The organism is Streptomyces sp. NBC_01622 (assembly GCF_045209635.1).
GTDB lineage: Bacteria > Actinomycetota > Actinomycetes > Streptomycetales > Streptomycetaceae > Streptomyces.
Genome location: NZ_CP109293.1, coordinates 9,946,280 through 9,958,774, shown reverse-complemented (window position 1 = coordinate 9,958,774; position 12,495 = coordinate 9,946,280). Strand labels below are relative to the sequence as shown.

Below are 12,495 nucleotides of genomic sequence, written 5' to 3'. Positions count from 1 at the left end.
GAGCACTCGCCCCGACGCAGAGACGGGACACCAATGACGCACCTGGATCCACTCCCCGGACAACCGGTCTCCGCGTTCGACACCAAGCGAGCCGAGTACGCCGCGCGCGAGCTGCTGATCGCCATCGGTGAAGACCCCGACCGAGAAGGACTGCGCGATACCCCCGCGCGCGTGGCGAAGGCGTACCGAGAACTCCTGGCCGGGCTGCGCCAGGAGCCCGAAGACGTGCTGACCACCATGTTCGAACTCGGCCACGACGAGATGATCCTGGTCAAGGACATAGAGATCGTCAGCCTGTGCGAGCACCATCTCCTGCCCTTCCGGGGCACGGTCCACGTCGGGTACATCCCCGCCGCGAACGGAAGGATCACCGGGCTGTCCAAGCTGGCGCGGCTGGTGGAGGTGTACGCACGCCGACTCCAGGTCCAGGAACGCCTCACCGGACAGATCGCCGACGCGCTGATGGGCATCCTGGACGCACGCGGCGCCATCGTGGTCGTCGAGGCCGAGCACATGTGCATGTCGGCCCGCGGGATCCGCAAGCCCGGGGCTCGGACGACGACATCCGCCGTACGCGGCCAACTGCGCAGGTCCACGACGCGCGCAGAAGCGATGAGCCTCATCCTGGCTCGCTGACCGCAGCGCTCGTAATCGGTGAGCGCCCGCCACGGACTCGGCCTGCCGCGCCTGTTTTCGCCTGGCAGTCCTCGGGAGACCTCACGACCAACGCCTGTCCCGCTCCGCCCGACCAGCGACCTGCTTGTGGACTGTGTCCTGCATGGCCACTTGGCAGTTGTGCCGGACACGGGGATCGCACGGTGGAATGGATCGTTCCGGACGGGCTGCGGAAGTTGGCGAGGCCGTTTTCGCCGTCTGCGTGTGCACGACCACAAGAGAGCCCGGAAGGGCTTCGCCACCCGGCTGGCAACTCCTCGCGACCGATCCGGCCTCCTCGCATACCGCGAGGCATCGAGGCGGAAGCCGACCACCCCTCAACGTCTTCGGGCGCCTGCGGCTCGCCGTTCAACGCAGCGGCGAGCCGTCCCGCCTCGACGTGGCCGATCAGCCTTCCGCGTCGCAATACAGGGGCGCGGTGTCCGCGTTGGCCTTGGTCACCAGATGGGCGTTGATGTGTTCGATCTTGTCCTTCTCCTCCCCGCGCAGCAGAGCGAGCGTGTGTGTCACCGCCAGTTCTCCCAAGTCCTGGACCGAGTTGGAGACCGTCGCCGAGAACTTCCCGTCCTTGAGCGCGGCGAGTCCCTGGTCGGTGCCGTTGACGGTCACGATCTTCACGCTGTGGGCGCCCGCCGCATCGAACGCTTGCCGCACACCGAAGGCCATGTCCTCGTTGGCTACAAACGCGTACTGGAGGTCGGGGTGAGCCTGGATCAGCTTGGTTGCGGCAGCCTTGGCCGTCGCCCGGTCGAACATACCCCGCTCCTCCCCCACCACTTGCACATTGGCTGCCAGGTTCTTGGTGAATCCGTCGACCATCAAGTTGGACGATGTACTCCCGTCGCCGGAAATAACACCGGCCTTGACCGGTTTTCCGGCGGCGTCGTCGTCGACCCATTGGGCGTCCAACTTGCCTATCCCGGGCAGGTCGCTGATGACGGCGCCGAGGATCTTGCTGTCGTCCGAAGGCGTCACCGCGATCAGAGTGATGGGTATCTTCGCCTTGTGCGCTGCAGCAATGTCGGCGTCCAGGGCGCTGGCGTCCACGCTGAGCAGGATGATGGCGTCGACCTTGTGCACGATCATGTCCCGCACGTTGCGCAGTTCCGCAGACTTGCTCCCGTGCGAGTCGGCCGTCCGCACTTTTGCCAGGTTGTTCGATGTGGTCTTCGTGACCGCCGTCTGCAGGCAGGTATGGAACGAAGTGGTGCCCCCGTTGATGAACCCTAAGACGACAGGGCCGGCGGAATGGGCACTGTCGGTGGGATCCAGAGTGCATCCGGTTGCCAGGAGGCCAAGGCCAACGGCGGTTGCGAGTCGTCTGCTGGATACGGGCATGAGAAGGGAGCCTTTCTGCTGCGCATGACGTCGGTGTCGAGGCAGACAGCGCTGGGCTGTTGCAGGGAAACCCTGCGATTGGGGACGAGGTACGGGGTTGTCGTCGCGGAGGCAGATGATGGTGATGCGGATCTGGGCAAGGGCGAACAGTCGACTTGACGAGGCACAGCCGGGTCGCAGGATGCGCGTGTATTGCTCAACTGGGCTAATTGGGTGGTGGCGCGGATGCGAAGGAAGCAGAGGTCGGACTCTGCGTGGCTCTGACGCCCAGGCACTATCGCCCCACCCCACGTCGCCGGCGGTACTTTCGGTTCGCCGTAGACATCGCCAGTCAGCATCTGCACCAAGCCAGTACCGACCAGGCCGATCGACGCGCACTTCATCGTCGCGCTGACCGAGTGGGGTGGCCTTTCGACACCGTGGCCGGCGTAGTTGAGCACGGAGACCGAGTCTCGGGCACGATCGACCACGTGACCCACATCGTCGGCATTGAAGGCGATGGACACCCTCGCGCCCAGTTCCGCCCCTTTGATCTTGCGTAAAGCGATGCCGTCCTGAAGCGCGGCCGTTCTCACGAGGCTCGCTTTCGTCCGACGTTCGCCCAGCCATGAAACTGGAACGTTCTAGTGGCAACGCAGAAAATCCTGCTCTGCGTGATTGACATGATGGAGACGGGGGCAGAATTCCTCGCCCAATTGGCCCAGGCGGAAGCTAGCAGAGTGAATCTCAGGGTGGCGAGGGCACGGTAGCGCAATCTTTGCTTACGTTCTGCGCATGCTTGCGCATCTGCACCTCACCACCCGTCAGGGAAGCCAACGCTTCTCCGCCGACATCGCCTAGGCCGCCACGCACAGAGCCATTCCCCGGGGAGAATCTGGGGAGTACTCACCGCGAGGTCGGGCGCATGGCAGCCGAGAACGGCGTCGATCTCATCGTGGCCGTCGGCAACACACTCGCCAAGCAACTCGCCCTCGCCGCAGGCGCGGCAGGCGTCCCGGACATCGCGATGGTCGGCGACAGAACCCGGCGTACAGCTCGACTCGTCCGCCACCCCGCTATGTCCGGCGGAATCCCTTGACGTCCGGGAACGGCGGCTCATGATCGGCCTGCAGATCCACCTGGAAGACGTTCAGGGCCATCGCGAACATCGAGAAGGTCCCCAGAGCGGCGACCAGGTCGACCAGCCCAGGCTCCCCGAAGTGCTCAAGTCCGGCGGCGAAGGTCTCGTCGCCGACGAAGTGCCCCTCAAGCGCCTCGGACGCGAAGCGGTGGAGGACTTCCTCGTCCGGGCTGCTGAACCGCGGCTCCTCCCCGCGGGCCAGGCGTTGCAGCGCGGCCGGGTCCACCCCGGCGTCGACCGCCTTGGCCAGGTGCGCGTTCCACGAGTGCTGCGCGTCGAAGTGGCGAGCGGCGACCAGCAACGCCAACTCCCGCAGTCGCAGCGGCAGTGAGGACTCGCGGAGACAATACGTACCGAGTGCTTCCAGGTGGTCGCCGAGCGCGGGGTTGCGCAGCCACACCAGGAAGGGGCCGCCGACGGCCCCGCGACGGCTTCTGATCCGCTCTCCGAGTTCAGCTTGTTCCGGGCCGGTCCCGGTCGGTGCTGACAGACGCATGTTCGTCTTCTCCTTCGTGTCTGGTCTTTCGTGTCCGGGCCGGAGCACCGGCTAGAACTCTTCGTGGCTTTCCGGGTCGTGGCCGATCCGGATGCGGGCGCGGTCGCCGATCCGGGCGAGTTCGTCCGTGGAGAGTTCGAAGCCGAACACGTCGAGGTTGTCGCGCCGCCGCGTCGGATCGCCCGACCGGGGAAGCGGGACCGTGTCGAGCTGGAGGTGCCAGCGCAGGATCACCTGGGCGGGGGTGACCCGGTGGGCCGCCGCGACGGCCGCGATTGCGGGATCCTGGACCAGTCCCGTGCCGCGGCCGAGAGGGCTGTAGCTGAGGGTGGCGATGCCCTTCTCGGCGTGTACGGCGCGCAGTTCCTCCTGCGGGAGCTGGGGGTGCATCTCGATCTGGTTGACGGCGGGCAGCACCCCGGTCTCCTTCTCCAGGCGGTCCAGGTGCTCGGGGGTGAAGTTGGACACTCCGATCGAGCGGACCAGTCCCTCCCCGCGAAGCCTGATCAGCGCCTTCCAGGAGTCGACGTACTTGTCCAGGCGCGGCAGCGGCCAGTGGATGAGGTAGAGGTCGACGTACTCCAGGCCGAGCCTGCCGCGGGATTCCTCGAAGGAGGCCAGGGTCGCGTCGTAGCCGTGGTGGCGACCAGGGAGTTTGGTGAGGACCCGGATCTCCTCACGGGGGACTTCGGCGGCGGCGACGGCCCGGCCGACGCCGCCCTCGTTGCCGTAGACAGCGCCTGTGTCGATCAGCCGGTACCCGACACGGAGGCCGTGTGCCACCGCCTCCTCGGTCCGTGCGTCATCCAGGGGAGCAGTGCCGAGGCCAAGGGCGGGGATGACGCCGCCGTCATTCAGGGTGCGGAGCGGGACGGGAGACACAGGGTCACATTTCCTTCTGCTGTACGGGGGTGTACGTACGGGGCTATGAGTGAGCGGCCACCGAGGCGCGGTCGGCGGGGACGGTCACCGGGGTCTGCTCGTTGAGACCGTGGCGCGGGATCCGCGGAAGCCACAGCAGGCCGATGGCCGCGGCGGCCAGCCCCAGGCCGATGAGGAGCAGCATGAGCAGGGTCGGTGAGAAGGCCACGAGTGCGGGGGTGAGCAGGCCGAACCCGGCCATGCAGTAGCGGGCCATGCCGTAGGTGAACCCCTGGGACGTGCTGCGGATCTCGGTGGGAAAGATCTCCTGGGTGAAGATGCGGTACATGCCGTCACCAGCCCAGCTTCCGGCGATGGTGTTGAGGATGAAGAGTGCGGTCAGGGCTGCCACGGAGAAGTTGCCGACGATGGCCACCAGGGGGCCGACGACCAGGGCGACCAGACCGAGGGCGAGGCACACGGTGCGGGACTTGGTGTCCGCGAAGCGCTGCAGCAGGAGCGCGATCACCAGGCCCACCACGAAGGTGACCGTTCCGATCGTGCTGAAGACCTGCATGGTGGAGTGCCCGAGGTTGACGATCAGGTACGGGCCGAACTGCGTCAGCGTGTTCGGCATGATGCCGCCGATGACGAAGAACAGGGTGGTGGCCAGCAAAGCGGTCCCGTGCGGCTTGCGAAAGGCCTCCTTCAGTTTCCGCGGCCCGGTCGAGTTCTTCCCGGCGCGACTCTTCAGCCAGGCCGACGACTCTGCTACGCCGCGGCGCAAGACCCACACGATGACCGAGACCACCAGAAGGTGGCCGAACAGCAGCCGCGCGCCCAGACTGCCCGCATCCGCAACGAAGTTGGAGATGACCAGGGAGACCCCGACGCCCGTCATCAGCAGCGTCTGGGAGTACGCCACTGCCGAACCCTGCCGTCCGGGGGGCGCCTCCTCGGCCACCAGGGCCAGCGAGGCCGGGATGTCGGCACCCATCGCGAGACCGGTGACGATGACGCCGGCGAACAGGACGGCCTGGTTGGGGGAAAGGATGACGATCAGCGCGCCGAGGGCGTAGATCACCAGGTCGGCGGAGTAGATCACCCGGCGTCCGAAGAGGTCACCGAGACGGCCGCCGACAATGGCCCCGGTGGAGAAGCTCAGGGTGAGTGAGGCGCTGAGCGCGCCGACACTCCAGGCGCTGAGTGCGAGCTGCTTCTGCAGCAGAATGACGGCCATGGAAAGGCTCACCATGGTCGCGCCTTCGAGATAGGACGCCATGCCGCCGAGAGTGGCTATGTACCAGGGACGGGGCGAGCTCTGGTCCTTGGGCATACTCGCTGATTCCTCACTACGTTGTGGGGTGTTCGAACCTGACCGGGGACGGGCCACGCGGGAAAACATTCGGAGTTCGACGAGCTTTCCACTCCGGGATGGCAAGCAGTATGCCTACCGCCGTAATTCGCGGAATATCCGCTGAATGCTTTCGCTAGAATTCCTCGCACAGGGTCCGCGCGGGGCCACCCGGCGAACCTCGTTGTGGTGGCGCGGCGCTCACGGGCTCGTCGGCGGGTTCCCGGGTAAGCGGTCCGCGGCCAAATGGCCCGGGTAGGGAGACCGTGCCACCACCGGCGCGACGGACGCAAGATTCCGGTCACGCAAGATGTGCGTACGGAAATCGACAAGAGGTGGCCGCGGAGGGCTTGCAGCCGACGCCGGCAGTCACAGACCCACAGGCATTCGTCCCTGCTCAGCGGCATCGCGGGCGATCGGGGAGGCACCCGCGGGAACCCACCGCCGGCCCGCCTCGCCGCCTCATCAGGATCCCCTATAGCGAACATAGGGGATCGCCATTCCCCTGGTCTTGCTGGTTCCCCGCCGCGAATGGAAGAGTTCCCACCAATCCCGGGGAATCCCGGCTCGACCCTTGTACAGGAGCCTTGAGATGACGGACGCGAGCACCATCCTTCGACTGGACCGCTCCCGTCGGGATGCCATGCTCGGCGCGGATGGCGAAGCCCTGGCGGTTCTGCTCGACGACGGAGTGGTCTGGATACACGGAAACGGCAACATCAACACCAAGGAAGAAATCCTGGATTACATTGGGAACGCCCGGACCAAGTATCTGTCGATCGAGCGCACGGAGGAGGACATCCGCTTCCTGGGAGGGCTGGCTTTCATCAGCGGGGTCGAGGACATGAAAGTGGAGGTGGCGGAAGGGGTCTTGGCCCTCCGTAACCGTTTCACCGTCGTATGGGAACCGGCCGGCGACGAGTCGAAGATCATCAACTGCCAGTTCACCTCGATGCGCGAGCCGGCTCTGCAGCAGAAGAAGGCGTAGCAGCGGTTTCGGCCGGCTGACGTCTCGGCCGGCTTCAGTCTCGCCCGGAAAGACCAGGAGTCACCTTTGAATTCGTCCGCATCAGGGAATCTGCGGATCGGTGTCGCCAAAGTCGACATCACACCCGAGGACCTGACCAATCTCAATCCGCTGGGCGGTTCGTTCACCGGTGTGCACGACCCGATCCACCTCCGGGCGCTCGTCCTCGACGACGGGGCGCACGAGGTGGCCCTGCTGTCGGCCGATCTGATCGAGGCCGGCGACATGACGCCGGTCCGCGAGCGGATCGAGCGGGAACTCGGCATCCCCTTCGACCACATCGTCATCACCGCGACGCACACCCACAGCGCCCCCCGGATCGGCCTGGTGTCCCCGGGGGCGCTCGCGCACGGGGGACCTCCGGAGTCGGACACCTACACCGCCTGGGTGTACGACAGGATGATCAGCGCGCTGAAAGCAGCCAGGGCGTCGTCCCAGCCGGCCCGGTTCGGCCTCGGCAAGGGGACCGCCGATGTCAACGTCAACCGCGACGAGTACATCGCGGGCAAGTGGGCCATGGGCGTCAACCCCGACGGCCCGTCGGACAAGACCGTCTGGGTGCTCAGGTTCGAGACCCTCACCGGCGACCCGATCGCGGTGCTGCTCAACTACGCGGTGCACTCCACCGTGGTGCTGGGCACGGAGGAGGTCAGCGCCGACCTCGCGGGGGCGGCCACCGCGTATGTCGAGCGGCACCTCGGCGACGGTGTCGTGGCGTTGTGGACCCTCGGGCCGGTGGGCGACCAGTCGCCCCGGGTCGCCCTCGGCAAGCTGCGGGGCGCCACCGACGACGAGCGGGTGTTCGCCTACGAGGCGATGGCCGCCCAGGGGCTGATGGTCGGCGCGGAAGCCGTACGCGTGGCGGGCGGGATCCGGGAGTTGACCTCCACGGTCCGCATCGGCGCGGCGGAACGGGTGCTCGCCTGTCCCATGAAGGAAGGCGTGGACGTGATGGAGGACATGATCCAGGAGAAGGTCGACTCGGTTGACCTGCGGCTGGGGCTGGTCACCATCAATGAGGTCGCCCTGGCCGGCGTTTCGGGTGAGGTGGTGACCGACATCTACCGGCGGCTCCAGCGGGAGTCCCCACTCGCGAACACCCTGCTGATCTCCATCGCCAACGACCGCATCGGCTACCTCGCCGACGACCAGTCGTACGCACGCAACACCTTCGAGGTCAACGGCTGCCCCATCGTGCAGGGGTACGCCGAGACCGGCATCGTCGACGGTCTGGTCGGCATGATCAGGGGCACGCTGCGGTGACCGGTCCCATGATCACGGCCGGCGTCGGCAAGTCGGTCATCGACCTTCCCCCCGACGTCTATCCCCTGGACGGGTTCACCGGCGAACACGACAGCCTGCACGCGAGGGCGGTCCTCCTCGACGACGGGTCGCAGCGCGTCGCCCTCGTCGTGGTCGAGCTGACGTCGATTCCCGACGACGCGGTGCGCGAGCTGCGGGAGGCCGCCGCCACGGCCGGCCGCGTCGCGGGTGGCAACACCGTCGTGTGCGCGAGCCACACCTTCTCCGCCCCGCATCTTCAGGCGGCGGGAACGGGCGGACGGAGCGACGCCCTGCTGCGGGAGGCCGTGCGGGACGCCGTGGTCCGCTCCGTGACCGAGGCCCGGCGGACCATGCGGCCCGCCCGAGTGGGCTTCGGGCGCGGCACCTGCGGTGTCAACGTCAACCGGGACGTCCTCACCACGGACGGCTGGTGGCTCGGTGCCGACGCGAGCGGCGTGTCCGACAAGAGCGTGGGCGTCGTCCGTATCGAGGACGACGGGGGGCGGGTCCTGGCGATCCTGATGAACTACGCCGTCCAGTCCTCCGTCATGAACGAGTCGCGCACGCGGACGGGCGAAAGGCTCGTCACCTCGGATCTGGCGGGCGCGGCCTGCCGCCATGTGGAGGAGTCCTACGGGGACGGGGCCGTCGCCCTCTTCCTGATCGGCGCGGCAGGCGACCAGGCCCCGTTCCTCACCGCGAACCGGTATGTCGCCCATAGGGGTGGGTCGTACACGAGAGCCGACGTCCACGAGGCCGGTCACCTGCTGGTGGACCTGCTCGGCGAGCGACTGGGAGCCGAGACGGTCCGGGTGAGCGAGGGGATCCGGTGCACCGGTACGGGCGGGGGTCTGCGGGTCGTCAACACCAGCACCACCGTCCACGCGCAGGTCGCGCCCGCCCGTATGCAGGACCTGCGCCCGGTGCGGAACTACCCCTTCCAGCCGGACGGCAAGGCGGAGGTGCCGATCGACGCGGTGCGGATCGGGGACATCGTGCTGGTCGCCCTGCGGGCGGAACTGTCCAGCGCGACCGGCCTCGGCATCAAGGAGGACTCCCCGTTCGCGGGCACCCTCGTCATGACGATGGCCAACGGAGCGGCCAAGTACATGGCGGATGCCGCGAGTTACGACCGCAGCACCTATGAGGCGATGAACTCCCGCTATGCGCGCGGATCCGCCGAGGCCGTCGCGTCGAAGGTCGGTGAGATCCTGGAGGAACTCCGCGGCGACGGTCTCTGAGTGCCTCTCGCGGGGTCCGCGGGTGGTGGGTCAGCGCGCGCCCAGCGCGGCACGCAGTTCGCCGCGCAACCACCGCAGCCCGGGGTCCGCGTTGCGGCTGGAGTGCCACAGCATCGACTCGGTAAAGCGCGCCCCGTCGTACCCGGGCACCTCCCGGATGGTGAAGCCGCCGGCCCGCGAGGCCCGCTCGGCGACCCGCCGGGGAAGCAGCGCGACCAGGTCCGTGTCCTGGACGAGCCAGGGCAGGTTCGCCCACTCGTCGGTCAGCACCGCGAGCCGCCCCTGCACCCCCAGCCCGTCGATGAGCCGGTGCGCGACGGTCGGCGTGCCCGACCTGCGGCTCACGCCCGCGTGCCGGAGTCCGGAGAGCACCTCGGCCGTCAGCTCGGCTTCCGCCGCCACCGGGTTGCCGGAGTCCAGCAGGCAGACGAAGTCGTCGCTGAACAGCTTCTCGCTCTCGGCCGGGACGCTGAAGCTCAGCGGGGCGATCACCAGATCGGCCTCCAGCAGGTCGCGCTCCGCGAACCCGTCCTTCAACGCGCAGAACTGGATCGACAGCGCCGGCGAACCGCTGCCGAGGCGGGCGTTCAGAGGGCGGCCGATCACACCGGTCGCATAGCCGGAGCAGGAGATCACAAAGCGACGTTCGCTGGTCAAGGGGTCGAAGCCGGCACGGGTCCGGAAGACGCTCTCGGCCGCCGTGAGCACCTCGGCCACCAGCGGGAGCAGCCGGTGCCCCAGCGGTGTCAGTTCGTAACCGGCGGCGCCCCTGACCAGCAGTTCGTCGTCGAAGTAGCGGCGCAGCCGGGCCAGGTAGGCGCTCATGGTGGGCTGGCTCATATGGCACCGCTCGGCGGCCCGCGTCACATGCCGCACCTCCAGCAGCGCGTGCAGCGGCGTCAGCGCGTTCATGTCGAGACCGCCGAGATCCATGCCGCCCCTCCACGAATGCCCCGGCGCTCCTGCCGAGGTCAACAGGAATGCTAAAGCCCCAGGCTATGGCCGTCGCCCGGGAAGGTCGTCAGCCGCTTCGACAAGGCGAGGAAGGGCCGACTGGTACGGGCCCCTTGCGGGCGCGCTGACGCAGCCATCCAGTGAGCCAGGCGAGGGGTGATGAGCAGGACCACGATGGCCGCAGGCGCAGGGACCCGGTGCGGCAGGACGGGCGTGACGACCACTCGCCGACGGCGGTCAGCGACCGGGCTCCGGCCAGGACAGCCGCTCCAGCCGTGCACAGCAGGGCGCTCAGCGGGTATACCCGGCCCCGCCGATCCCGGGGATCAGGCACATCGATAAGGAATCGCCGCAGGTCAACAGCGTCGACAAGTGGTGCTGGGGCGTCAACAACCACATGATCGCCGACGTCGTGCCTGTACTGCCTTCCGGGGCAAGAACGAACTACTGGAAATGACCAGGCGTCACAGGCGAACCCGACGAACCCCGTTCAGGCAATGCCCCTGGCCACAACCCGTGTCGGCGACACTCGGCGAACGGCCGGCTCAGCCCCGCCGAATACGAGCATCGACACGCCGCCGAGGCGTCCGCCAGCCTCGCTCAATCTGCGGCATGGTCCGCAAGCCCGTCCGTGTCCATCGGACCGGGGCAACTCCAGTGGGCGAACTGGTCGTTCTCGATGCCAGGGCTCGGTGTATGCGGCTGCGAACCCGGTTTGCACGAAGTGCTCTGCGGATGCCGACCACATTCAGCCCTGCGGCACGAGGCGGCCTGATGCCTCGTCGAGGCGTCGGTTCTCGGCGTCGGTCAGCGTGAGTTCGGCAGCCGCGAGGAGCGCAGGCAGCTGCGCGGCGTTACGTGTGCTCAAGATCGGCGCGACCACGGTGGGCCGGGCCGTGAGCCATGCCAGGGCCACTGTCGAGATCTGCACCCCGCGTTCCTGCGCGATCTCGTCCAGCGCGTCGAGGACCTGAGCGCCGCGCTCGTCGACGTACTGCGCCACCTGAGAGAACTGGCTACGAGCGTCGTCGCGCTCCAACCGGTGCTTGCCGGTGAGGAATCCAGAGGCGAGCCCCCGGTAGGGGACGGTGGCCAGCGCGTGGTGCAGGGCGACCGGCATCAGGTCGGTTTCGAAGCCGCTGCGCTCGACGGCGTTGTAGTGCGGCTGAACAGCGACGGGCGGATGCAGCCCGTTCCTGGCTGCCACGTCCATCCACTCGGACACTCTCTTGCCGGAGAAGTCGGACAGGCCGATATGGCGGATCATTCCGGCGTCGACCAGTTCGGAGAACGCCGAGGCGGTCTCTTCGAGGGGGACGCCCTGGTCGTCGAAGTGCGCGAAGTACAGATCGATCCGGTCGGTGCGCAGCCGCCCCAGAGAAGCCTCAGCCGCGCGTCGGATGTTCGTCGCGCGCAGGCCGGGATACGCAGGGTGCTTCCCGACCTTCGTGGCGATGACCATCTCATCACGGGCTCCCGAGGTCTTCAGCCAGGAGCCGATGATGGATTCCGAATCGAATCCGGCGATTTCCTCTACTGGCGGCCGGTAGGAGTCCGCGGTGTCCAGGAAGTTGCCGCCACCAGCCCGGTACGTGTCGAGCAGTCGATGTGATTCCCGGGTGCCGGCCTTCATGCCGAAGGCCGTCCCGCCGAGCGCCACGGGGAACACCGAAAGGTCGGTCGAGCCCAGGGGACGGCAAGTTTCACGCATGGTCGATACTCCTGAAATGTCGAACTCCATGTGGGGGTCGGCTGGCGTCTGTCCGGGCGTGAACCAGTGCCCCACGAGTGGGCGGTCAGCTGCCGCCGAGCTCGTGGGGGTGTCGGATCCGGAATTGTCCGTCTGCGGGCCGTGGCCACTCGAATGCGGCCGTGGGGGGCGGCACAAGGCGGCCTCATGCGGTACCGCCAACGCGGCCCTGCCTACCTCTTACGTGGAACGGAGCGCGCTGACTGGCGCTGGCCTTACCTGGACCGTAAGGCCATGACGGCATGCTCCGAAAACCCCACTCTGCTTGCGGCAGCGGGGACGCGGAGTCATTTCTTCTTGGGACGCTCGCACCATCCGGCCGAGTCATCGCCTGCGGTGCCGACGTTGACCACTCCGGAATGGTGGGCCCAGACGGCAGCACGGGAGCCGACACG

Annotated in this window: 12 protein-coding genes; 5 read left to right on the top strand and 7 right to left on the bottom strand. The window is 67.6% G+C overall.

Annotated features, from left to right (window positions below; translation table 11 throughout):
• Nucleotides 1–33 precede the first annotated feature (33 nt).
• Nucleotides 34–636 carry a GTP cyclohydrolase I FolE gene (gene folE / locus OH768_RS46145; RefSeq protein ID WP_359604630.1) on the top strand — a complete coding sequence of 201 codons (603 nt, stop codon included), beginning with the start codon at nt 34–36 and terminating at the stop codon, nt 634–636.
• Between the two features lie 426 nt (nt 637–1,062).
• Here folE and OH768_RS46140 read toward each other — a convergent pair whose 3' ends face one another.
• Nucleotides 1,063–2,013: a sugar ABC transporter substrate-binding protein gene (locus OH768_RS46140; RefSeq protein ID WP_406462853.1), complete on the bottom strand. Its 951-nt coding sequence runs from the start codon at nt 2,011–2,013 to the stop codon at nt 1,063–1,065.
• A 904-nt stretch (nt 2,014–2,917) separates the two neighbouring features.
• Here OH768_RS46140 and OH768_RS46135 point away from each other — a divergent pair.
• Nucleotides 2,918–3,091, top strand: a complete 174-nt coding sequence (locus OH768_RS46135) for a hypothetical protein (protein WP_406462851.1) — start codon at nt 2,918–2,920, stop codon at nt 3,089–3,091.
• Here the strand turns inward: OH768_RS46135 and OH768_RS46130 are convergent.
• From OH768_RS46130 to OH768_RS46120, 3 genes are read right to left on the bottom strand one after another with little or no spacing between them, the layout of a single operon-like run.
• Nucleotides 3,069–3,629, bottom strand: a complete 561-nt coding sequence (locus OH768_RS46130; RefSeq protein ID WP_406462849.1) for a carboxymuconolactone decarboxylase family protein — start codon at nt 3,627–3,629, stop codon at nt 3,069–3,071. The two genes, OH768_RS46135 and OH768_RS46130, sit on opposite strands and share 23 nt — an antisense overlap.
• A 51-nt stretch (nt 3,630–3,680) precedes the next feature.
• Nucleotides 3,681–4,511: an aldo/keto reductase gene (locus OH768_RS46125; RefSeq protein WP_406462847.1), complete on the bottom strand. Its 831-nt coding sequence runs from the start codon at nt 4,509–4,511 to the stop codon at nt 3,681–3,683.
• Nucleotides 4,512–4,554: 43 nt separating this feature from the next.
• Entirely contained in the window at nt 4,555–5,826 is a 1,272-nt protein-coding gene (locus OH768_RS46120; protein ID WP_406462846.1) for an MFS transporter, read from the bottom strand.
• Nucleotides 5,827–6,436: 610 nt separating this feature from the next.
• Between OH768_RS46120 and OH768_RS46115 the strand changes: the two genes are divergently transcribed.
• From OH768_RS46115 to OH768_RS46105, 3 genes are all read left to right on the top strand, one after another.
• On the top strand, nt 6,437–6,832 hold the full coding sequence (locus OH768_RS46115) for a nuclear transport factor 2 family protein (protein WP_406462844.1): 396 nt from the start codon (nt 6,437–6,439) through the stop codon (nt 6,830–6,832).
• A 66-nt stretch (nt 6,833–6,898) separates the two neighbouring features.
• Nucleotides 6,899–8,134 (top strand): neutral/alkaline non-lysosomal ceramidase N-terminal domain-containing protein, encoded by a 1,236-nt coding sequence (locus OH768_RS46110; protein WP_406462842.1) that lies wholly within the window; start codon nt 6,899–6,901, stop codon nt 8,132–8,134.
• Nucleotides 8,131–9,396 (top strand): hypothetical protein, encoded by a 1,266-nt coding sequence (locus tag OH768_RS46105; protein ID WP_406462840.1) that lies wholly within the window; start codon nt 8,131–8,133, stop codon nt 9,394–9,396. Before OH768_RS46110 ends, OH768_RS46105 begins: the two co-directional genes overlap by 4 nt.
• Before the next feature lie 30 nt (nt 9,397–9,426).
• Here OH768_RS46105 and OH768_RS46100 read toward each other — a convergent pair whose 3' ends face one another.
• The 3 genes from OH768_RS46100 to OH768_RS46090 all read right to left on the bottom strand — a co-directional run bounded on the left by OH768_RS46100 (nt 9,427) and on the right by OH768_RS46090 (nt 12,091).
• Complete coding sequence (locus OH768_RS46100; RefSeq protein WP_406462838.1) at nt 9,427–10,329, bottom strand: LysR family transcriptional regulator; 903 nt, start codon at nt 10,327–10,329, stop codon at nt 9,427–9,429.
• 88 nt (nt 10,330–10,417) lie between these two features.
• Nucleotides 10,418–10,684 (bottom strand): transposase family protein, encoded by a 267-nt coding sequence (locus tag OH768_RS46095; protein ID WP_406462837.1) that lies wholly within the window; start codon nt 10,682–10,684, stop codon nt 10,418–10,420.
• A gap of 414 nt (nt 10,685–11,098) precedes the next feature.
• A complete protein-coding gene (locus OH768_RS46090; protein WP_406462835.1) occupies nt 11,099–12,091 on the bottom strand; it encodes an aldo/keto reductase in 993 nt (330 codons plus the stop codon).
• Between the last annotated feature and the right edge of the window lie 404 nt (nt 12,092–12,495).